The organism is Peribacillus sp. FSL P2-0133 (assembly GCF_037975445.1).
GTDB classification, from domain to species: Bacteria; Bacillota; Bacilli; order Bacillales; family DSM-1321; genus Peribacillus; species Peribacillus simplex_E.
The window spans coordinates 2351464-2374643 of record NZ_CP150254.1 but is presented as its reverse complement, the minus strand read 5'-3'; the positions used below and the strand labels follow the sequence as shown (position 1 = coordinate 2374643).

Below are 23180 nucleotides of genomic sequence, written 5' to 3'. Positions count from 1 at the left end.
CTATAGTTATAATTCGCGGCAAAGACGATCAATCACTTGTCTTGCTAAATTGACCGTATTTCAATACGAAAGCCCCCAGGTAAAGACAAAACCTTTACGTGAGGGCTATTTCGTTTTGGTATCTTATTTTACATGACGCAATTCCCCTTGTTTTCCGGATGAAGAGTTAGCTCCATCTTTTTCTTTTGACTTCTTAGAAGAAAGATAAACCCCTGCGAAAATAATCAGCAGGCCAATAATTACATTAGGATTAATCGCTTCTCCAAGCAGGACATACCCCCAAACCATAGCGCTTGCAGGAATAAGGTATGTAACCGTTGCGGCTAACTCTGGGCTGCCATTTTTATTGATGTAGAAATAGATCAGCTGGCCGAGCCCAGAGCCAAAGCACCCAAGACCGACTATGGAGAAAATCGTTAGCGGGTCCATCAACATCACTGGCTTAATCGGACCTGTTATTAGCATCCCGATCAAACCGATAAAGGCACCCGTGAGCAGCGTAAACGTAGTAATGACCAATATGCTTGTACTGGAAAGAAATCTTTTCGTATATTGGCCGGCAAAACCATAACAGGTGGACGCTAGCAGCATTGTCCCAATCCCGATGAATTCCTTGCCGAAAAGCTGACCGACTTGAAAATCCATCAATACTAGAATTCCGAAAAAACCGATAAGAATGCCCATCCATTGTCGGGCGGTTAACACATAAGAAAAAATGATAAATCCGATGATCCCCGTCCAGATCGGAGTGGTTGCATTAAGAATCGATGCCGTGCTGCTGTTAATCTCTGTTTCACTTAAAGCTATTAAACCCCATGCTAATCCGCAATTGAAGATTCCGACAACAACCAGTGCTGTCCATGGTAATTTCCAGTTAATTTCACTGCGCTTCCACCATAAAATGGGAAGCAGAACAACAGCACCCGCCAAACAGCGGAGAAACACAATCCCCCAAATGCCCGCTGGCGGGAGCAGCCACTTCATGAAAACAAACGATAAACCCCATATCAAACTAAGGCCGATTAAAGCCCCGTATAATCGAAGCATGATATTCCCCCTTCCTACTTTCTTATTATGACAAACATTGTTATGGATTTCATATATAAGATGAACTTGAAATTTATTTTCTGACAAATTCGGTATAGAATAAACAAAACCTTATAAAGGAAGGATAAAAATGCCACAGATTTCAAATCAAATGAATGATTAGATTAAGCCATGCTTTCTACTGATTGCAAAAGAATGTTCGAACTATACATGCTGCTGCCAGGTAATACCATCAGTGAAATTGCCAACGATTAAACGAAGGGAACCAAACGTTCGCAACTATGTGAATAAATATAAGGATAAAGGTTTTATAAAAGTAAATTAAAATTCCAGTATGTTGGACTCCAAGCGGTTGCAGGTCAATGCAGAGAGGAATCGTCAGTGCGATTTCTCCTATTATTTTAGCTCTGTTACCCTTTATATTTTTTACATGTCTTAAAAAACTAAAAAAGCTGGAGATCATTAAAGAAGGCAAGCCAGTCTATAGGCTTGCCTTAATCTGAAAAATGAGAAAAAACGCAGCATGTTATTTCGTTTCCTCCTCCTACTGCCCGTTTATATTCTGTGCTAAATTTTGGGGTAATACTTTCACTCCGAATTCCTCTTCTATCCATAAGCTAATTCGATTGACTAGACTAATGATAGTGATAGTAGTCCAAAGCTCGTTTTACCTTTTCAATTATTTTTATGTTTGTCGCCTAATAAATCAGGTGACTACTATACTTTTACATTGGCATCAGAAATGACCATTATTTTCATGTTAGCTATGGCTACAGTTTCTCCGTTTTGTTTTTTTATTTCTTGGATGACTGTTACAACACCTTGATAGCCCTTTTCAAAAAGGTCAATCACCTTTAATTCTACATGTATCGTGTCCCCAATAAAAGTTGGGTTTATAAATCGAACTTTCTCCAAACCGTAAAATGCAACAACGATCCCTGGTTCAAAATGAAATAAGCCGGTTGCAGCCGAAAGTATAAGCATTCCGTGGGCTATCCGTTGCTTAAATTGTGTATTAGCTGCATACTCCTTATCAGTATGGAGGGGAAACCAGTCACCGCTAAACGCAGAAAACATTACTAAATCAGCCTCGGTTATAGTACGTCCTTTCGACATCCATGTTTCTCCGATTTCATATTGATGGAAATATTTATTAAACATTATTTCATCCTCCTTTTATTTGTGATTGAATTATCAGTCGGAAGATTCCGATTTTAAATACTAAAAGACTATATAATTTAGTGTTATTTCTTTAAAATCAACACGAATAAAATTTTTTTCATATAGAAGACGTATTATTCCATGTAAATAGCGGTTATAGCAGAAATAAAATTGTATTTTTCTATGTTCAACGGGAAATGGTTAAACGATAGCAAACAAGCTGAATATACCGATTACAAAGAATACAGCAAGTGTCTTTATAATGGTAATAACAAAAATGTCTTTATATGCCTGGCGATGTGTGAGTCCCGTAACAGCTAGAAGAGTTATTATAGCTCCGTTATGCGGCAAAGTATCAAATCCACCTGCTGACATAGAAATGACACGATGCAAAACTTCCAACGGAATGTCAAAATGAGCAGCAGTTTGTATATAAGTATCCGCCATTAAGCTCAACGTAATGCTCATCCCACCAGATCCTGATCCAGTAATGCCACACAAAACATTTGTCATGATCGCCCCATTAATTAAAGGATTCGAAAACATTCCAGTGAGATAATCTTGTACCACAGTAAAGCCGGGTAAAGCTGCAATCACACCCCCGAAGCCATATTCGGTTGCCGTATTCATGGTTGCTAGCAATGCCCCACTAATGCCTATATTAATACTCGAATTGAAATTTAATTTGACAGCTTTATAGTTTAATAAGACGATTGCTATTATCCCGAGAATAAGAGCCATCTCTACAGACCAGACACCAATAACTTTTGACATTTCGACAATACCATAGTCTTTTAACCCAATCGTAGCAAAATCGAATCCTTTGGCATACCAAAGAGGAAAAGACTCAGTAAAAAACTTATTCATCACTCCGACTAACACCAACGGAATAAAAGCAAGCCAGTCTTTTCTACTTATAGCTTTTTCAGAATCTATTCCCAACTTATTAGTCGTTTCCACTGATATAGCAGAACTGGCTGCCATTTCTGCTTCAGCAGCTTCCTTATCAATAGCTTTATCACCAATTCCAAAATACCCTTCACCGTTTCTAGCTGCCTTATGTCGACAATGATTTAAGTATAAAAGGCTTAAGGAAATGATAAATATTGCCCCAATAATCCCCAATGTCGGTGCAGCATAGATGTCAGTTTTAAAGAAACCAGTTGGAATGACATTCTGAATTTGTGGAGACCCTGGAAGTGAATCCATGGAAAAGGTAAATGCACTAACTGCGATTGTCGCAGGAATTAATCGCTTTGGAATATTAGCCTCGCGAAACAGCTGAGCAGCAAATGGATAGATAGCAAACACTGCAACAAACAAACTAACTCCGCTATATGTCAGAATTGCGCCCATTATCACAATGGCTAGAATGGCTTGTTTAGCCCCGATAAAACGGACAATAATTTTTGCTATGCTCTTTGCAACACCGCTTATTTCAACCAGTTTCCCAAAAATAGCACCTAGTAGAAAAACCGGGAAATATAATTTAACAAATTCAACCAACTTAACCATAAATATATTAGAGAAAAAAGGTAAAACATGTCCAGGATCCGTTAAAAATACAGCAAACAAAGCGCACAATGGTGCAAAAAGTATAACAGAAAATCCTCGATATGCTAGAAACATAAGTAATCCTAGTGAAATAATAATGATCATTACATCCAATTCGACTTCCCCCTTTTTCTCAAAATATTATATGTTATCATTTGTTGCTGGTTTGAATGCTTTGCCCCAAGACTTATTGGGGCATTATAGGACAGTTTTCCAGTGCACATTTAGTAAAGAACTTTAATTAATTTCCCGAGTAAATCCACTGTTTCTTTTAAACGATTTTGTTTATTAACATAGATGAGTTACTTTAGAATCTGCTTTTTTCCAATCCCGGCATCAGGATCTTTTTCAAAAATCGGACTTGCCTCTGGTTTGGTCATGAGGGATTACTGATCAATGAAGTTCGGCTCTCTTTTATTAATAAAGGCTTCAACTCCTTCCTTTACGTCCTTAGTCTGAAAAACATGACCAAAATTTTCAGCTTCAATCACGAGTCCATCTTCAAGTGTTTGTTCATAACCAAAATCAATAGAATGCTTTGCAAAAGTTAAAGATTGTAAAGAATAATTGCAAATACATTTTGCAATTTCCTTTGCTTTTTCTAAAGATTCGCCCTTTGGCACAACATGATTAACAAGCCCTATTTGTTTGGCATCTTCTGCATTCAGTGGCTCTCCAGTAAAAATCATTTCTTTTGCTTTGGCTTTACCTATCAGTCTAGGAAGTCTTTGAGTTCCCCCTGCACCTGGAAACAATCCCAATTTAATTTCAGGAAGCCCAATCCTAATATGTTCCTCCGCAATTCGAATATCACAACTTAAAGCAAGTTCACACCCTCCACCTAGTGCTAATCCGTTGATTGCAGCAATAGTTGGTCGAGATAACCGTTCAATTTTATTAAGTGGTTCCTGAAGCCAAAGTGATTTCCCCTTTCCATCTTCCACGCCTTTTCCAATCCATGCTGGAAATTCTTTAATATCTCCTCCAGCAACAAAAGCTCTTTCGCCTTCACCGGTAAGTATAATGACCTTAATATTGTAATCGCTTTCAATTTCATCCACCACAAGATTCAATTGTTCTATAACATCTGCGCTTAATACATTAACAGGTGGATTATCAATAATAATCGTTGCAATATTACTCTGTTTTGACCATGAAACAACTTGATCCTTATTCTTCATCGGCTTTCCTCCTAAACCAAAGTGTACTTGTGGGTTCCAAATACTCTGGCATTATTGAAAAACGTGAATCAGTGGGTGAACCCTGAAATCTATGATAGAATCCTTTGTGGTTATGTGATTTTTTAAACAAAGTGAAATAATGTATTCACAAAACCTTTTTCACCCTTCCATAAACCCCTTATTTATCCATTCCACTAAATTGATTTCGAAGAATAAACTTTTGAACCTTCCCGGATGGGGTACGTGGTATTTCATCAACAAATGTGACCTTTCTAGGTTTTTTGTAGCTAGCAAGATGCTCCTTACAATAATTAACAACATCTTCCTCCGTAAGTTTGGCTCCTTCTTTTTTAACAATAACAGCACATACAGCCTCAATATATTTCGGATCAGGAATACCAATTATAGAAACTTCCTTCACTTCCTCATGCCGGTATAAGACATCTTCAATTTCCGCTGAGTAAATGTTTTCACCACCGCTCCGAATCATATCTTTTTTTCTGCCTGCTATTGATAGATACCCATCATGATCGAATTTTCCCATGTCTCCTGTTTTACACCACCCATTCACGAATGTTTCCATTGTGGCATCTGGTTTCCTCCAATAACCCTCAGAAACCGCTGGACTTTTAATAGCGATTTCACCAATTTCACCAACTGGCAAAGGCGTTCCCTCCTCATCGATAATATTTATTTCTGTAAGTGGCATCGGCTTTCCTACGGTATGGCCTTTTGTAAAAGCATCATTTGGTTCAAGCGAAGCCGCAATTGGCTGTCCTTCAGTTAACCCGTAAACTTGAACAACTCCAATTTGAGGAAACCTCTTTTTTAATTGTTCTAGTGCCCATGGCATTAGCGGGTCACCACCTGTATAAATAGTTTTTAAAGATTTTAGCTGATACTTTTCAATTTCAGGCAAATTTAGCATTTCATAAATCATGAAAGGGAATAAAAAAGAATCGGTCACATTTTCCTCTTCAATAACGGAAAGAATTCTTCCAATCTCGAATTCTTGGCTTTTTGTAATTATTACCCTTCCACCCATCAGTAGAATGGGAAGTGCGATATCTTCCATCGCTCCAACATGGTATAGTGGTCCTGTCGTCATCGCAACTTCTCGCCCTGTAAATTTCCATTTCAGTGCTTGTATCGTGGAAAACCAGAAAGTTGTATCATGAGTCCAAATCGCACCTTTAGGTCTTCCCGTAGTTCCTGATGTGTACATAAGCATGACTGGATCGTTTAATTTAATGTTATCGACTTTGACCTCATCTACCGAACCACTTTCTAAAACACTCCATGACTCTGACCAACCTGGGGTTGAGCCATTTCTATGAGGAAGACAAAAATAACGCTCAACAGAAACATTATTACAAACTGATTCCAGCTGATTGGTTAAGTTAGAATGGAAGCACAATATTTTTGTCTGTGAATCATTTAATGCATACTCAAGCTCTGCACTTGAAAGCCTAAAATTAAGTCGAACTGCAATTGCACCGATTTTCGCAATGGCAAAATATAGACTAAAATATTCGAGACAGTTGTAAAGTAAAATACCGACACGATCCCCTTTTCGCACTCCAATTTCGTAAAGCTTGTTTGCATACGCATTTGATATAAGGTGGAGATCCATGTACGTCATCGACTTTCCTACTTCTTCTTTTATTGCTATTTTTCTAGGATTTATATTATTTAAATCATTCGCCATTTTTCTTGTGATAAAACCGACATCCAATGAAATTCCTCCTTTTCAATTAAAAAAATACAGACAAAATTTAGGCTGCAAGGCCACTAAATTCAATAATGTTCAAATCAATTCTCAAACTTTCTAAACAGGCCCTCTTACATGCCATTAAATTGACCACTCGTCTTTATCGTTTTCTTTCCTCCTTTCTTCTAATTTTGAATGCAAGATTCATTCCAAAACGGAAAAAACCCTTACTGACTTACTGTCCTTAATAATCGAGGAAAACCCAATAACTTATTTTCCGATTATTCGGAAAATAACTAAAAAAAATCAACTGAAGTAAGATCAGTTGATTTTTCATTCATTAATTTTCATAATTTATAGCCTTGTTTGTCCTGTAATGTGAACTATATCAACATTAATCCGGAAATTAAAAAATAAATCCGGGATTTCGGAATGAATTCTGAAATCCCGGATTTATTTTTATTGGTCAGAAATCTGATATTTTCTAATTTTATCGTAAAGGGTAGAATTCCCTATCCCAAGAGCTTCCGCAACCCTTTTTTTATCAAACTTAAACCTCCTTAACGCTCTTTCGATTTCCTTCTTTTCTGTTTCCTCTACACAATCCTTTAAACTTAATTCTTTCATATTCACATTATGAAGTTTTAGATAATCAGGTAAAGCATCCTTTCCCATTACCTCTTCATTTGATAGGTGAACTCCTGCATCAATGACATTCTCTAGTTCTCTGATATTCCCTGGCCAGTTATATTGCTCTATTAATGAAATCACCTCAGGGTGTATGGAGGTTACTCGTTTTCCTATTCGAGCTGTGATTTTTTTAAAAAAATAATCTACAAGTAAAGGGATATCTTCAATTCTATCTCTTAAAGGAGGAACAAATAATTGGACAGCATTAATTCTATAAAATAAGTCTTCACGAAATAGCTTTTCTTCAACCAATTTTTCTAAAGGGCGATTTGTTGCAGCAATCACTCGAACATTTAGTTTTTTTGGGTAAAGCGAACCTACAGGCTCAAACTCTTTCTCCTGAAGTACCCTTAATAACTTGACTTGCATTTGCTGAGGCATATCACCAATTTCGTCAAGGAAAACCGTTCCACCATCAGCAAATTGAAACTTTCCTATTTTACCTCCCTTTTTTGCCCCTGTAAAGGCACCTTCTTCATAACCGAAAAGTTCAGATTCTAACAAGTGTTCCGGAATTGAACTACAATTTATTTTCACAAGCGGTTTGTCGCTTCTTCCACTTAACTGATGAATGCTATGTGCTATTATTTCCTTGCCTGTACCGCTTTCTCCTCTAATTAGTACAGAGATATCACCTCTAGCCAACCTTTTCACACGTTCTTTTAACTGTTGTATTTCTTGAGAAGTTCCAATTAAGTTGTGTAAGGAATACTTTACTCCATTTGTAACATCTATTTCATTTCTGTAAAAATTATGTTTTGTCAGTATCTCCTTAATGTGACTATTCATTTTATTCCAGTCATCAAGATCACGAAACATTATTGTCCCGATTGCACCAATTATTTCATTATTTTCGATGATAGGAATGCGATTGGCGATAACAAAATCACCACGAAGAAAATGTATATCAGCGATTTCCGATTTACCTATTTGCACTACAAGGTGTAGCCTTGTATTTTCAATTATATTCGTCACATGTTCACCAATCACTGTGTCGCGTTCAACATTTAAAAATTCACAATATTTATTGCTAATGTATTGAATTTTTCCATTACTATCGACAATTACAATTCCATAATATGTACTTTCAAACACTATATCTAATAGTTTATTATTGGAGAATTGTCCAGTATTCATCATAAGCTCCTTTACCTAGAATCCTTTACCATATAATACCACGCATTTCGGTCAATATATATTTAAGAAGTGAAAATTCATCAAAAATCACAACTGAATAAAAGAAATCGGGGGAGATATTATGTGCCCTCCCTAGCGTAATCAAACGGATTAGTTTTTCACGCTTCTATAGTTGACTTTATTTATCGAAAAAAAAGCCTGGCAACCTTTTTATAGTTGCTAGACTTAAGTTCATTTTTAAGATTCAACCCCAATATAAACACTATTAAAGGCCTTAATGATTATAATCCGTATTATGTGAACTAATATAAAATTCACCTTTTCCATTTCCCTTACAATACTCTTCAAGTGCTTGGTCTATACGAATCTCTGTAGCCTGTAGTCTCGTCTTCAATAAATACTGGTATAGTTTATTTTGCCGACTTGCTTCAACACATAAGATTCGAGTAAAATCAAATGCCGTTTCAATGATTTTTTATTCATGCGTACTTTTTGGTCAAGTTCACGGACATCCTTGGCGATTTCCTTAATTGGTTTTTCATCGGCATGATCAATTACGGGAACAAACAAAGCATCCCCCGAGATGGAGGATGCTTTGTTTGTTCTATTTTAAGGTCCGTTCAATAGGCAACAAGGTCCCTCAGTGCCTTTTCCACTTTTTCAGGATTCACCATGAAGGATTTCTCCAATGGTGGTGAATATGGCATCGCAGGGACATCCGGGCCCGCGAGTCTCATGATTGGGGCATCGAGATCGAAGAGGCAGTTTTCTGCGATGATCGCCGATACTTCACTAATGATGCTTCCTTCCTTATTATCTTCAGTAACCAATAGGACTTTTCCTGTTTTAGATGCAGCTTCCATAATGGCTTCTTGATCTAATGGATAAACGGTTCGTAAATCAAGTATATGAACGGATATGCCATCACTGGCCAGCCTTTCAGCTGCCTGAAGCGCAAAATGAACACAAAGGCCGTAAGTAATCACTGTAACGTCCTCGCCTTCACGTTTTACATCCGCTTTACCAATCGGTAAAACATAATCATCATTCGGCACTTCTTCTTTAATAAGGCGATAGGCACGTTTATGTTCAAAGAAAAGGACCGGATCTTCATCGCGAATGGCTGCTTTCAATAACCCTTTCACGTCGTAGGGTGTAGAGGGCATGACAATTTTAAGTCCCGGTTGATTGGCAAAAATGGCTTCAACGGATTGTGAATGGTATAACGCCCCATGTACACCCCCGCCGTATGGAGCTCTGATGACGATAGGGCAATGCCAGTCATTATTTGAGCGATAACGGATTTTTGCAGCTTCCGAAATGATTTGGTTGATTGCGGGCATGATAAAATCAGCGAATTGCATCTCCGCAATCGGCCTCATTCCGTACATGGCCGCGCCGATGCCAACTCCTGCGATTGCGGATTCAGCAAGCGGTGTATCAATGACACGCTGTTCCCCGAATTGTTCGTATAACCCTGAAGTCGCTTTAAACACACCGCCTTTTACCCCTACGTCTTCACCTAATACAAATACACGGGGATCACGTTCCATTTCTTCCCGCATCGCCATTATTACGGCATCTATATAAGATATCACTGCCATCTTCTTTCCTCCTTACTTACCTGCGTAAACGTAATTTGAGAGCGTGTCTTCATTTGCAAATGGAGCATTTTCCGCATAATCCGTCGCTTCGTTCACAACTTCCATTATTTCCTCGTTCATTTGTTTCTCCATTTGGTCATCCATGATTCCTGCTTCTTTTAAGTAGGCACCGAAAGTGATGATCGAATCTATTTTTTTTGCCTCCGACACTTCATCTGGCGATCTGTATTGACTATCATCATCATCGCTTGAGTGTGGTGTAAGCCTGTATGAAACCGTTTCGATTAAGCTTGGTCCTTCTCCACGCCTGCCTCTCTCGGCCGCTTCTTTCACCACCCGGTATACTTCGATCGGGTCATTTCCATCAACCGTCACCCCTGGCATGCCATAACCAATGGCCCGGTCCGACACTTTCCCGCAAGCCAATTGCTTTTCAAGCGGTACGGAAATGGCATACTGATTATTCTCGCACATCAAGATAACCGGAAGTTTATGTACACCTGCAAAATTCGCCCCTTCATGGAAATCACCTTGGTTTGATGAACCCTCACCGAATGTAACGAATGAAACAATATCTTTTCCTTCCATTTTTCCAGCGAGTGCAATTCCCACTGCATGTGGCACTTGAGTGGTAACTGGCGAAGATCCCGTCACGATGCGATTCTTTTTTTGCCCAAAATGCCCAGGCATTTGACGCCCGCCCGAATTTGGATCTTCTGCTTTTGCAAAACTGGATAACATTAAATCCCTTGCTGTCATCCCAAACGCAAGCACCACACCGAGATCCCGGTAATAAGGAAGGACATAATCCTTTTCACGATTCAATGCAAATGCAGCTCCCACTTGAGCTGCTTCCTGCCCCTGACAAGAAACGACAAAAGGAATTTTCCCAGATCTGTTCAACAGCCACATCCGTTCATCTATACGTCTTGCCAATAACATTGTTCTATACATCTCAAGCACCTGCTCATCACTTAGACCTGCCTGTAGATGGCGGTTTTCAACCATATGTCATCATCCCTCCTAATAATTAAAACATTTTTCTGTTAAAACAAACTTAACTCCGGTTATTTATCTAAGGAAGAAAAATCTCGTTTATGTATGCTTGCTTGCCATATAACACCCTCAAATGCGTTATCATCTAGTATTATTACCTGGTACTAACTCAATGCAATATTATCCTACCACTTTTTATCTCAAATTTCCAACTAATTTCACTATGTTAAAAGGACATTTTTATGTCTATTGAATCAAGTACATGAATAAGTGGGTGTTTTCACGCGAAAACAATGATGAATCGCCTAGACCATTCAGATTTTTACTGAAGTTTTATGTACGACCAAGGTTAGATAAACACCGATATTATGTGATCGTTTTTTTGTTGACTAAGCGGAAAAATAGCTGTAAATTAAAATGATTAATAAAATTAAATGTTCGAAATGGAACAGTCCAAAACAGAAAGAATGGTGATGTTGATTGGAGAATGAAAAACAATTAATGCGTTCCGTACAACTATTGCGTTCATTTTGGAACGTGCAGAAAAATATAATGCGGTTCGTTCAAAAGACAGCCTCAGAAAATGGATTAACAGTTCCTCAATATTCCATTTTGATGACCATTACCCTTTACAAAGAGACCACTCAAAAAAATGTCGGGGAGAAAACATTTCTTCCAAAAAGCACTTTGAGCCAAGCGGTCGATGGTCTCGTTCGGGCTGGCATGCTCCATCGTGAGCATGTGGAGGGCAACCGGCGTGAGATTCAGTTGTCAATCACCGATCAGGGGAAAAATTTATTAAAAACGATTCATTTTCAAGAAGGAAGCATTCACCAAGTCTTTCAAACGGCCATTGGAATGCTTTCCGAAGAACAGTTTGAAGAGTTGCTAGAAACGCATCTTCAAATTACAAACTTTTTAGAAGCACAAGCTACCGAACAGGGAGAGTGTTCAAAATGATAAAAATACTGAAAAATTTATCCGTTTATAAGTGGATTATTTCAGCAGTTATCGGTCTGGTTTTTATTCAATCCATGTCGGATCTCTTTTTGCCTACACTAATGGCTGATATTATTGACAAAGGCGTCGTTCGAGGAGACACTCCATACATTTGGAAAATCGGTGGTTTGATGCTGTTGGTTTCCGCACTTGGCGCTTGTGCATCCATAATCGCAAGCTACTATTCATCCAAAGCGGCAATGGGAATGGGACGCGACCTCCGCCTGAGAGTCTTTAATCATGTTGAAAAATTTTCGTTACAAGAATTTGATGAAGTCGGTACGGCGTCATTGATTACACGGACGACCAATGATATAACGCAAGTCCAGCAAGTGGTTATCATGATGCTTCGTATGGTTATCAGTGCACCTATCATGTTAATCGGCGGAGTGATCATGGCTGTATCCATGGATGCAAAATTATCCCTTGTCATAGTTGTCACAATGCCTTTATTAATTGGGTCGATCTTGCTTATTCTATATAAAGGTGTACCGCTCTTTCAAACGGTGCAAAAACGATTAGACCGGTTGAACCTTGTATTACGAGAAAATTTAACTGGTATTCGCGTCATTCGAGCCTTCAATCGTGAAACACAAGAGAAGGAACGTCTAAAGAAAGCGAATAAAGAATTGACGGATGTCTCGATCAAAGTCAATAAAATCATGGCCTTCATGATGCCTGTAATGATGCTTGTAATGAACTTGACGGTTGTTGGCATCATTTGGTTTGGTGGGGTTCGTATTGATAACGGCGGTATGCAGATCGGGGACTTAATGGCATTTATCCAATATGTTATGCAAATTATGTTCGCTCTCGTTATGGCATCCATGATGTTTGTTATGGTTCCACGAGCGGCCGTGTCGGCAACAAGGATAAACGAAGTCCTTGACATGAAACCTTCATTCCTGGATGAGGGGACAGAAAAGGCAGATCGTGAACACGGTACACTTGAATTTGAACATGTGACGTTCAGTTACCCAGGAGCAGAAGAACCTGCATTATCGGATATTAGTTTTTCTGCAAGTCCTGGTGAAATCACCGCAATAATCGGTGGAACAGGCTCAGGGAAAACAACGCTCGTCAATTTGATCCCTCGCTTCTATGATATTTCAAGTGGAACGATTCGCGTCAATGGTGTTGATATTCGTAAGTCATCACAAGATGAAGTTCGTTCAAAAATTGGCTTTGTACCACAAAAGGCCGTCCTCTTTACAGGTACGATCGCTGAAAACATTCGCTTTGGAAAACAAACAGCCACACAAGATGAAGTTGAGCATGCTGCTCGGATTGCGCAAGCGGAAGATTTTATCAGCAACATGAAAGACGGCTATCAGGCAGAAATCGAACAAGGCGGTTCAAACCTATCAGGCGGGCAAAAACAACGGCTTTCGATTGCACGGGCACTCATTCGGAAACCCGATATTTATATATTCGATGATAGTTTTTCTGCACTTGACTTCAAGACGGATTCCAACCTTCGCGCAGCCTTGAAAGATGAAACGAAAAATTCGACGGTACTACTCGTTGCCCAGCGTGTCAGTACGGTGGTTGACGCTGATCGAATCATTGTGTTAGACGAAGGACACATTGTAGGTATGGGAACACACCAAGAGTTGCTAAGTACAAACGACATATACCGTGAAATCGCCTTATCACAGCTCACGGAGGAGGAAATTGCATGAGTAATCAAAAAAAACCTCAAAGCGGCGGTCAGGTTGGGCATGGTCCTGGTGGCGGTAACATGATGATGATGGGTCAAAAAGCAAAAGATTTTAAAGGAACACTAAGACGTCTTTTGACCTATTTAAAACCTCGGCGCAACAAATTGATTGCCGTGTTCTTTGCTGCAATCATGAGTACGATTTTTATGATTGTCGGACCAAAAATCATGGGAACGGCAATTACGGAATTATTCGAAGGAGCATATGGGAAATTCCAAGGAATACCAGGATCAGCCATTAACTTTGATAAAATTGGCCATATCCTTCTACTCCTTGCTGGACTGTATGCCTTAAGCAGCCTTTTCAACTATGTGCAACAATACATTATGTCGAGTGTTGCACAAGACACGGTATATGATCTTCGAGAAGATGTTAACGGAAAGCTCGAGAAACTTCCACTCAAATATTTTGAAGGACGTCCAAACGGAGAAACACTTAGCCGAATGACAAATGATATTGATACAATCGGGAGCACCCTTCAGCAAAGCTTAACGCAGTTCATCACATCAATCGTAACGATTTTAGGGATTATCATCATGATGCTTTCAATTAGCCCGTTATTGACATTAATCTCGATAGTCAGCTTACCTTTATCAATATTTGCAATCCGGCCTATTTTGAAAAAATCCCAAAAGTACTTTGCCGATCAACAACGTAAACTCGGACAATTAAATGGGCACATTGAAGAGATGTATACCGGCCATCAAGTCGTTAAAGCATTCGGACATGAAAAAAAGGCGAGTGCCCAGTTTACTGCGGTCAATGAAGAATTGTATAAAGCGGGAAGCAGAGCACAGTTTATATCTGGTATCATCATGCCCCTGATGTTCTTTATCGGAAATTTGAGCTATGTCCTCATCAGCGTTGTCGGGGGAATATTGGTAACGCAACGTTCGATTTCAATTGGTGATATTCAAGCATTCATCACTTATTCAAAGCAGTTCACCCAGCCAATCACGCAAACGGCTAACATCGCAAACATTATTCAGTCGACGGTTGCAGCAGCTGAGCGTGTTTTTGAACTACTTGATGAAGAAGAGGAAATGAAAGAACAAACCACAGCTCATATAAAAAGGGCAAATGGTGCTGTCTCTTTCGAACATGTGGACTTTGGATATGGGGAAGAAATGTTAATTAAAGATATGAACATCGATGTCTTACCTGGACAGACGGTCGCAATCGTTGGGCCGACTGGTGCTGGAAAAACGACCATGATAAATCTTTTGATGAGATTTTATGAACTCAATGGCGGAAAGATTAATATTGATGGTCTTGATACACGGAGTATGTCCCGGAGTGATCTTCGAAAGAACTTTGGGATGGTGCTTCAAGATACCTGGCTCTTTAATGGCACGATTAAAGAAAATATCGCTTATGGCAAAAATGGAGCAACTGATGAAGAAATTTTCGCAGCTGCTCGTACGGCACATGCCGACCATTTCATTCGGACACTGCCAGATGGTTATGAGACAGTCTTAAACGAAGAAGCTTCGAACATCTCACAAGGCCAAAAGCAGCTTTTGACAATCGCCAGAGCTGTTCTAGCAGATCCACCAATCATGATATTGGATGAAGCGACGTCTAGTGTGGACACTCGGACCGAAGTCTTTATCCAAAAAGCCATGAACCGACTGATGGAAGGAAGAACTAGCTTTGTCATTGCCCATCGTCTCTCAACGATTAAGGATGCAGATATGATTCTTGTTATGGATCAAGGAAAAGTGATAGAGAAGGGAACGCATTCTGACCTTTTAAGGAAGAATGGTTTCTACGCAGATCTTTACAATAGTCAGTTTACTGAAAATGCAGCAGGATAATAAAAAGAGGCTCAATTTCAATCGAAATCGAGCCTCTTTTTATAAATTCCTTATCCACAACCGTTCCATTGATACTCCAATTAGGCGTCCATGAATCAGATAACTTATAAGCTGTATCAATACCCCCTTTTATTTCCCTTTTTCACATATTCCCAATCTACCTCAATATTTTTTCTGACCCTTTGAAGAAGATGCAACATCGTTTCCGTTTCCTCCAAAGAAAATCCAGATAATGCAACTTTGTCGGTATACTCCCCTTCTTTTTTCAAAAAGGGATAGACCTTTTCACCTTTATCAGTAGCATATAACTTTTTAATCTTTTTGTTGCCCTCATCATTTTTCTTTTCAATAAAACCTTGAATTTCAAGTTTTTTAATGGCACGAGCCGCTGTCGTTCGGTCAACCTTTATCATTTCTGCTAACTTTTCCTGAATGATTCCTGGATTTTCACATATTCGGACAAGATACAAATACTGCCCTTTTGTAAGGTCAAATTCTTTAAATTCAATATTAATTATAGAGTCCAATGCCCTTGCTATCATTCCAATTTCACGGAGTATTTCTTTCATTCAAAGTGCCCCTAACTTTTTTTGTTGTATTTACAACAAAAATAATTTCGTTTATACTAAAAAAGGATATACATTTATTATGACTTGTCTTATTACATAAATCTAGAAAAGGGATGAAGAACATTGGATTCAAAGAGAATTACTACAGAAAATGATTTAAAAATAGCCTTTCATATCAGAAAAGAAGTATTTGTTGAGGAACAAGGTTTCCAATTAGAAAGTGAATTTGATGAATTTGATGCACTTCATGCTTCTTCTGAACACATATTAGTCTACTATAATGAAAAACCAGTCGGAACTGGAAGGTTAAGAGTTGTTGATGGTTTAGGTAAATTGGAGAGAATTTGCATCTTAGAGCCTTACCGTAAATTTGGCCTTGGAAAAATAATAATTAAAACGTTAGAAAAGATTGCAAAGGAAAAGGAACTATCCAAGGTTAAATTACATGGGCAAACACAGGCAGAGGGTTTTTATAAAAAACTCGGCTATCAGACTTCATCCGATGTCTTTATGGAAGATGGCGGTCCACATCTTTTAATGATAAAAGAATTAATGAATGATTGAGTGTGTTAAATGTGAGTAAAACAAACATTACCCTATATTTGATGGAATCATACTATTAACCTTAGGTTGTTCTTTAACGATACAATCAGACCGTGGAACATCACCATTTGATGCCCTTTTGGTCGATTTTTTCCATACGATACTTTTAAATTCACTTTTTAAAAAGGAAAAAACCAGAATTTATGGGTCTACTACTGCTTTAATAACCGGTCTTGGTATTGTGAACTATTTACCGGATAAGGGACACACATAAACAGTGGCCCTTATCCGCCCTTCAATGATTCATTCCATCAATAACTAGAATATCTGCATCCTTTGCAAAGGTGGCAAAATTTTTAGTATAAGTTAAATCACCTGAAACAACTACACTTTGTCCATTCGCATCAAAACGATATGCATATGTTGGAATTGTATGTGGGACAGGGATTGATGTAATTTTCACACCATCGAGTTCAAAACTATATTTATCCTCTGTAAAATCTTTAATATTCACATTTGTTAACATTCCATCTTTTGGCCAGCCCAAACTGGCATGATACTCTTAACAGAATTATCATAAAGTTCTTGGAATTGAGGTCCTATTAGATTAAGGGAACGCCTTCCTGTAGGTCCTTGCCAACCATCAATAAAAAAATCCCAAAATCCTCCATTATGATCAACATGTTGATGTGTGAACAGCATATTTGTAATTCTTTCTGCAGGAAGACCAATTTTTCCCAGTCCCCTAGTTGTGTTATCGTCAGTTCTGCGGCTTTCACAGTCTTTGGGACAGTGATATTTTTCATTTTGGCGAGGACAATTTTTTAAACACCAAAAACGGGCAATAGGAATAAGCACGAACAAGCCCTTAATAACATGAAATGTTATTAAGGGCTTGAAATTTATTACACAACGGGTGCTGTTTCATGAACAAGCGGGTGAAGTGCCTGTGTTTCATCAATGTAAATAAAAGCATCATATCTATCTGACATTACAGAAGGTACATAGTTTCCATATTGTTCATATTCCGGTCTGTATACAACCCCAATCGCCCGATGTCCAAGCCTATCTTGGAATAGCTGCCGATTTTCATCAGTGAAAATGAGCAACTTATCATATGCCCCCGAAAGGTGCATAGCCTCCTCCCAACTTCCATTAATTGCAGGGGGTACTGTTTTTATTTCAAGATCCATGCCCCACTCATCTGCTGCAATGACAGTTCCCGTGTAGGTTCCGAAACCTGTGATAAATACATCTTCAGCTGGGTTTTGTTCACGAATGACCTGCCCTACGTTAATCATCCCGGAATCTCTCATATCAGTAGCGCTGGCATCGCCAACATGGGTATTATGTTCCCATACAATCGCCTTGCCTTTTGAACCGTAAAAATCCATAATTTCATTTAGTGCATCCACCATATGCATATCTCGAATATTCCATGATTTATCATCATGAACCACCATCGTCCTGTAATAATTTTCTCCATTATACGCTACTAATGCATTCACTTGAAGGTTCAAATTCAATTCTTCATGATGGGGGTATTTTTCTTTTTTCCGTTGAATGGTTGTCAGTAATTTGGCTACTTCCTCTATACAGTCTTCTGAAAAAATGCCTGCGGAAACTGCGTACTCTTCATTATTCCGATTGAATGGCTCAAAACATGTGAACGCCTGTCTTGCAGCCTCGAGGTCAGGTGAATCAATTTGTTTTAAGTAATGGATCACCTCATCCATGGATTCCCAAAGACTGTAGATATCTATCCCATAAAATCCAACTTTTATTTGATTTTGTCCAGACTCATTGTATTCTTTCATCCATTCAATCAGGTCTATCATTTCCTCGTTTGCCCACATCCAGGTCGGCCAGCGATCAAAAATTTTAAGAACATCCTTTGCGGATTTAGATACTGGGTCATAGCCTTTAACATACCTATTAATTGCCTGGCATGCGGGCCAATCTCCTTCAACGGCTACAAAGGTGAACCCTTTTTCTTGAATCAGTTTTTTTGTTATTTCAACTCGGGCCGTGTAAAACTCGGATGTTCCATGGGATGCCTCTCCCAGCAAAACAAATTTTGAATTTTTAACTTGGTGAATGAGTTTATCCCAATCTGCTTCACTTGTAAGCTTGACTGATTGTTCGATTATTGACTGAACCAGATTATGATGCACTGTTTTTCCTCCTTGTTCTTTTACGAACATTATCGTTTGTATTCAGCATTATAAGAATTTGAACCTGCGTGTACTGACAGTAAAGTATCAGCGTATCCTACTAGACGATTTATAAGTTCATCACAAATTGAGTAAACAAGCTGAAAATTTTCTTCCTCAAATAGAACAGGGTCATCCAGAATTACTGTCGTGTTAATGAACATATCTTTATTTCCATATAGATTGTAGTGCACTATAGCCTTTCCAGCAGCTCCTTCAGTAACTGGATCATTAAAGCCTGGAATGAAAACAAACCATTCTTCAGCCGTGGCGGACCTGAAGTTTTTTGTAAAAGACATTCGCTCGGTTACCTTCATGATCTTTTTTAACTCTTCCGGATTTATATCCTTGATCTTGTTCATTCCATTGCCACCCTTAACACCATGTTAATAATCTTCCGTTATATATTTTCCTTAAGGTACCCATCCTATAAATATTATTATGAAATAATCGAACACGGACACTGAAAAAAGAGCCATTATATACATGAAACTTAACAAAAGTAGACTTTTAATAAATGCCGATAATCATGGAACTTCCGCATATAAAAATTATTTTTTGGGTATCAAAAGAATGAAGATAAATTCCCGGATTGGGTTGGACTGGTCTGGAGTGGAGGAGTTGCTCATGGAAAAGATGAATCGGGGAATTTTAACAGCGCTGTCGGCGATCGGCATTGCACAGGGACTGAAAATTTTAACGCATAATAAGCTGACGGGAAAGTGGGACTTGAAGCAGGCTTTCACAACAGGCGGCATGCCTAGTTCGCACTCTGCAGGTGTGGCCGCACTGGCATCTTATGTGGCAGCGAATAAGGGCTGGCTGCATACGGAAACATCGCTTGCGACAGTGTTTGGCGTGATTGTGATGTATGATGCTCAGGGGATTCGGCGCCATACAGGCGAAATTGCTAAGCTTGTGAATGATCTTGAAGATAATATGGCGAAATTTTCTGGAGAGTTTCCGAGCTTTGAGTATGTGGAGCGTGAGAAAGAACTGAATGAACTGCTCGGACATCAGCCTGTGGAAGTGGGGGCAGGTGCGCTGCTTGGAGTGGCACTTGGGCTTATTTCAGCTAAATTGGAGGATTGCAAGCCCACCAAAACCAAACGGCTGAAAACGGTGGACATACATTGATATTCCAGATCTTGAAGTAAGGCATGTAATGAACAGGTCTAAAAAAGAGCGTGCATGATTTATACGATCTAAAATACTATCTCAGTATAGGGATACTTTCTTATGAATCTAGAAAAATTTTCCATAATGAATACTTTTGATCATAACAATGGCAGCATGTAGTTGTATATTGTATATACTGGTAGACTTGAAAATGCCCTAAGCCTTTCAACTATCTTGGAAAGGGCTTAGGTCATTTTATGTGCAAAATCAATTCTTCCGAGACATTTTCATTGCAAATGAGTACATATCCGATCGGAATAACCCTTTATAATATTCTACTAAGTTACCATCAGAATCAAAAATCATTCGTTCTGTAATCAGCAAGCACAGCGTTTCGGCTATACCTAAATGTTCTGCATCTTCTTTTGTTGGAAAGCCACAGGTTATGATTTGTTCTGCTTCACAAAAGTCAATGTTTAGATCACCTTCGAGTGCATCATACAATACGGTTGTACTTAAATCGAATTTCGTCAATTTTTTTCCTAGGTCCAAAGAATAATAATGCAATTCTATGGCTATTGGGACATCCCCCTGCAACCGCAGCCTTTTAATATGGTAAGATTCGTCATCAAACCCATTTGCATCAGCTATATTTTCAGGTGTCATTACACGGCCATGATCTAGTAGTTCAATCCCCATGCTTTTAGTGGTTTCCGTAAAACTTATCATCTTAAGCCATTCTTGTACAGGTTTAAGGGAAACGAACGTTCCCTTCCCATGCCTTTTTTCCAATATTCCCTCACGAACCAGGATGGATACGGCTTCCCGTACAGTGCTCCTGCTGACAGAATACATATCCATGAGTTCCCTTTCACTCGGGATTTTATCTTTATAATAACCTTCCAAAATCTGATTTTCCAATATAGTTTTCAATTGAGCATGTAAAGGGATTGGATTTTTAAAGTCTAACTCCATAAAATTTCCTCCAAACAGAAAAAGACATCGTAATGTTCGTATCAGTTCTTATATTGTAAACCAAATAGTTATAATATTCAAACACGCCAGCGGTCTATTCTTTCCTTAAATTAGGATTTTCCCGATTTTCCACTCCTCCTTTTCCAATAAAACGTATCTTCAGATGAAAAAAAACCTGAATAGATCTATGTATTCAGGGCTTATCCTATATGCAACCTTCATCACGTTTCAGGCATATTTAATGGGCAAAAATAGAAAAGTTTATCTATTAAACGATAAAGTACGAGATTATCGAAAGCAGCAAAGAGGTAATGGTCATGGCTAAAAGAGGACGCATTGCTTTTGTCCGCAGTGCCTGCAGGCTAACATTCAGTCCAAGACCGATCATGGCCATTGTCAATATAAATGTAGTCGTTTTGGAAATACCATCCATTACGAGAGGAGACACCGTGATATACGTTCCAAACACATAACTTCCTATTAAACTCATGATTATAAAACCAACGAGGAACCATGGAAAATCAATTTTGGCATCTTGGCCCATTTTCCCGGATGTGCGTTTTTTCATCCAATACATAAAAATGAAACATAATGGGATAAGTAAAAAGACACGGCCCAATTTTGCAAGAAGCGCAATCGCTAGCGCATCTTCACCAGCCGGTGCTCCCGCCAAGGCAACATGGGCGATTTCATGAAGACTGATCCCGGACCAAATTCCATAATCCAAAGCAGATAGCGGAAGGATCGGACGTAAAAGTGTATAAACAATGGAGAAAAGTGTTCCCATTAACGCGATTATCCCGACGCCTATGGCTGTATCTTCTTCCTTCGCTTTCACGATTGGAGATATTGCCGCGATGGCTGCTGCACCGCATATCCCGGTTCCTACAGCAAGAAGTAGGGAAATGGAGGCATCTGCCTTAAACCACTTTGCAATCAAGACCATCACGACTATAGCAAAAGTCACTGTTCCTATGTCACGTACCAACAATGGCAGACCCTGATTGAAAATCACATCGATATTTAATTTCAACCCGTATAAAATAATGGCAAAACGCAAAAGTTTTTTTGCGGAAAATTCTATTCCCGTCCGGAACTTTTCAGGATATCCCGCAATTTGACGATATATCACGGCAATGATGATTGAGCAAGCAAGTGGACCGATTCGATTGAATCCTGCAATCTTGGACAGCCCCAAGCCTAAGAGAGCAATAAAAAAGGTGAAAGCGATACCGCTCAGCCATAAAACCACCCTGTTTTGAAGCAATTTTTGCTGCTCTTGTGGTGTTTCTTCCAGTGGCTCATATTTTTCTAATTCCATATATTCCTTCCCCCTTTCCAGATAAACTAAAGCCCAAATTACGAATCATCCCAACCTTTCAATCGTTTGAAAAAAATCGGTTTCTTCTATATTAGTAGGTGAATTCCCTTTGATAAAACACTCGGATTTCTTTAAAAAAGGCAAGCTTGGATTTTGATTCCCCCACAATTCAGGAACTGCTAGGGTCTGGGAACGATGGGACCTTAAGGCACGAATCTTTTTCTGTAGAGTCCCTTTTATATTCACTCTTGTGATACTGCTCAGCCCGTTTTCCTTTATCCATTCATCATAAAAAGCATGCCAAAGGACAAAGTACAGACTATGAACCTTAAAAGCTGGAAATAATGGATCTGGATTAAAATTGGGATCACCGGATTTTAGAAAAGCAAATTCGGCAGCACGGCCAATCGCACAATGGTCTGGATGCCCCCCATATTTCTCGTGGAATGTTACTAGTGCATCCGGTTGTACTTCACGAATCACCTTTACGATTCTCTCCGCCAATAAATCCAAGCTTTCAAATTCAATCGTTTTATCCCTTACGTTTAAAAATCGCAGGTCGTTTATCCCCAATTCTTCACAAGCTCTTTTTAACTCCTCTACCCTTAGTTCAGGCAATGACTCCCTTGTTGTAAGAATGGGATTTCCCATGCGCCTGCCCATTTCGCCTTTTGTCGCACAAAGTAATGTAATATGAACACCTCGCTCAGACATTTTGGCAATGGTTCCGCCACACAGGAATGACTCATCATCGGGATGTGCAAGAACTACCAATAACTTATGTTTTGATTGCATATTTCCTCCTACTTCGGATTCTCCAGT

Annotated in this window: 21 protein-coding genes and 1 pseudogene; 5 read left to right on the top strand and 17 right to left on the bottom strand. The window is 39.0% G+C overall.

Annotated features, from left to right (window positions below; translation table 11 throughout):
* Positions 1-123: 123 nt before the first annotated feature.
* From MKY17_RS11390 to MKY17_RS11350, 9 genes and pseudogenes are all read right to left on the bottom strand, one after another.
* Positions 124-1047 carry an EamA family transporter gene (locus tag MKY17_RS11390; protein ID WP_098371791.1) on the bottom strand — a complete coding sequence of 308 codons (924 nt, stop codon included), beginning with the start codon at positions 1045-1047 and terminating at the stop codon, positions 124-126.
* 717 nt (positions 1048-1764) lie between these two features.
* Positions 1765-2208: a MaoC/PaaZ C-terminal domain-containing protein gene (locus MKY17_RS11385; protein WP_098371790.1), complete on the bottom strand. Its 444-nt coding sequence runs from the start codon at positions 2206-2208 to the stop codon at positions 1765-1767.
* Between the two features lie 201 nt (positions 2209-2409).
* Entirely contained in the window at positions 2410-3876 is a 1467-nt protein-coding gene (locus MKY17_RS11380) for a GntP family permease (RefSeq protein ID WP_098371789.1), read from the bottom strand.
* A gap of 272 nt (positions 3877-4148) precedes the next feature.
* Positions 4149-4943 carry an enoyl-CoA hydratase gene (locus tag MKY17_RS11375; protein WP_098371788.1) on the bottom strand — a complete coding sequence of 265 codons (795 nt, stop codon included), beginning with the start codon at positions 4941-4943 and terminating at the stop codon, positions 4149-4151.
* A gap of 178 nt (positions 4944-5121) precedes the next feature.
* Positions 5122-6678 carry an AMP-binding protein gene (locus MKY17_RS11370; protein ID WP_098371787.1) on the bottom strand — a complete coding sequence of 519 codons (1557 nt, stop codon included), beginning with the start codon at positions 6676-6678 and terminating at the stop codon, positions 5122-5124.
* Positions 6679-7113: 435 nt separating this feature from the next.
* Positions 7114-8484 carry a sigma 54-interacting transcriptional regulator gene (locus tag MKY17_RS11365; RefSeq protein ID WP_098371786.1) on the bottom strand — a complete coding sequence of 457 codons (1371 nt, stop codon included), beginning with the start codon at positions 8482-8484 and terminating at the stop codon, positions 7114-7116.
* Positions 8485-8955: 471 nt separating this feature from the next.
* Positions 8956-9063: pseudogene (locus MKY17_RS11360) on the bottom strand (2-oxo acid dehydrogenase subunit E2); the annotation flags it as partial.
* 38 nt (positions 9064-9101) lie between these two features.
* Complete coding sequence (locus MKY17_RS11355) at positions 9102-10085, bottom strand: alpha-ketoacid dehydrogenase subunit beta (RefSeq protein ID WP_098371784.1); 984 nt, start codon at positions 10083-10085, stop codon at positions 9102-9104.
* 12 nt (positions 10086-10097) lie between these two features.
* Positions 10098-11093 carry a thiamine pyrophosphate-dependent dehydrogenase E1 component subunit alpha gene (locus MKY17_RS11350; RefSeq protein WP_098371783.1) on the bottom strand — a complete coding sequence of 332 codons (996 nt, stop codon included), beginning with the start codon at positions 11091-11093 and terminating at the stop codon, positions 10098-10100.
* A 468-nt stretch (positions 11094-11561) separates the two neighbouring features.
* On the opposite strand from MKY17_RS11350, the gene MKY17_RS11345 reads away from it, so the two are divergent.
* The 3 genes from MKY17_RS11345 to MKY17_RS11335 are packed head-to-tail and all read left to right on the top strand — an operon-like array spanning position 11562 to position 15618.
* On the top strand, positions 11562-12041 hold the full coding sequence (locus MKY17_RS11345; protein WP_098371782.1) for a MarR family winged helix-turn-helix transcriptional regulator: 480 nt from the start codon (positions 11562-11564) through the stop codon (positions 12039-12041).
* Positions 12038-13762: an ABC transporter ATP-binding protein gene (locus MKY17_RS11340; protein ID WP_098371781.1), complete on the top strand. Its 1725-nt coding sequence runs from the start codon at positions 12038-12040 to the stop codon at positions 13760-13762. The genes MKY17_RS11345 and MKY17_RS11340 overlap by 4 nt, the downstream gene beginning before the upstream one ends.
* A complete protein-coding gene (locus MKY17_RS11335) occupies positions 13759-15618 on the top strand; it encodes an ABC transporter ATP-binding protein (protein ID WP_098371780.1) in 1860 nt (619 codons plus the stop codon). Before MKY17_RS11340 ends, MKY17_RS11335 begins: the two co-directional genes overlap by 4 nt.
* A 116-nt stretch (positions 15619-15734) precedes the next feature.
* Here the strand turns inward: MKY17_RS11335 and MKY17_RS11330 are convergent, their stop codons facing one another.
* Positions 15735-16187 (bottom strand): MarR family transcriptional regulator, encoded by a 453-nt coding sequence (locus tag MKY17_RS11330; protein ID WP_339201905.1) that lies wholly within the window; start codon positions 16185-16187, stop codon positions 15735-15737.
* Between the two features lie 123 nt (positions 16188-16310).
* Here MKY17_RS11330 and MKY17_RS11325 point away from each other — a divergent pair, with 123 nt between their 5' ends.
* Positions 16311-16751, top strand: coding sequence for a GNAT family N-acetyltransferase (locus MKY17_RS11325; RefSeq protein ID WP_098371778.1), 441 nt, complete (start codon positions 16311-16313; stop codon positions 16749-16751).
* Between the two features lie 274 nt (positions 16752-17025).
* On the opposite strand, the gene MKY17_RS11320 is transcribed toward MKY17_RS11325, so the two are convergent.
* From MKY17_RS11320 to MKY17_RS11305, 4 genes are read right to left on the bottom strand one after another with little or no spacing between them, the layout of a single operon-like run.
* Entirely contained in the window at positions 17026-17244 is a 219-nt protein-coding gene (locus tag MKY17_RS11320; protein WP_179891080.1) for a hypothetical protein, read from the bottom strand.
* A 5-nt stretch (positions 17245-17249) separates the two neighbouring features.
* Entirely contained in the window at positions 17250-17588 is a 339-nt protein-coding gene (locus tag MKY17_RS11315; RefSeq protein ID WP_179891079.1) for a hypothetical protein, read from the bottom strand.
* Between the two features lie 47 nt (positions 17589-17635).
* Positions 17636-18904 carry an erythromycin esterase family protein gene (locus tag MKY17_RS11310; protein WP_339201903.1) on the bottom strand — a complete coding sequence of 423 codons (1269 nt, stop codon included), beginning with the start codon at positions 18902-18904 and terminating at the stop codon, positions 17636-17638.
* Positions 18905-18933: 29 nt separating this feature from the next.
* On the bottom strand, positions 18934-19305 hold the full coding sequence (locus tag MKY17_RS11305; protein WP_098371774.1) for a hypothetical protein: 372 nt from the start codon (positions 19303-19305) through the stop codon (positions 18934-18936).
* Positions 19306-19570: 265 nt separating this feature from the next.
* Between MKY17_RS11305 and MKY17_RS11300 the strand changes: the two genes are divergently transcribed.
* Positions 19571-20080 carry a divergent PAP2 family protein gene (locus tag MKY17_RS11300; RefSeq protein WP_098372001.1) on the top strand — a complete coding sequence of 170 codons (510 nt, stop codon included), beginning with the start codon at positions 19571-19573 and terminating at the stop codon, positions 20078-20080.
* A gap of 249 nt (positions 20081-20329) precedes the next feature.
* Here the strand turns inward: MKY17_RS11300 and MKY17_RS11295 are convergent, their stop codons facing one another.
* The 3 genes from MKY17_RS11295 to MKY17_RS11285 all read right to left on the bottom strand — a co-directional run bounded on the left by MKY17_RS11295 (position 20330) and on the right by MKY17_RS11285 (position 23153).
* Positions 20330-21037, bottom strand: coding sequence for a GntR family transcriptional regulator (locus MKY17_RS11295; RefSeq protein WP_098371773.1), 708 nt, complete (start codon positions 21035-21037; stop codon positions 20330-20332).
* Positions 21038-21305: 268 nt separating this feature from the next.
* Positions 21306-22358 (bottom strand): putative sulfate exporter family transporter, encoded by a 1053-nt coding sequence (locus MKY17_RS11290; RefSeq protein ID WP_098371772.1) that lies wholly within the window; start codon positions 22356-22358, stop codon positions 21306-21308.
* 45 nt (positions 22359-22403) lie between these two features.
* A complete protein-coding gene (locus MKY17_RS11285; protein ID WP_098371771.1) occupies positions 22404-23153 on the bottom strand; it encodes a PIG-L family deacetylase in 750 nt (249 codons plus the stop codon).
* Positions 23154-23180: the final 27 nt, after the last annotated feature.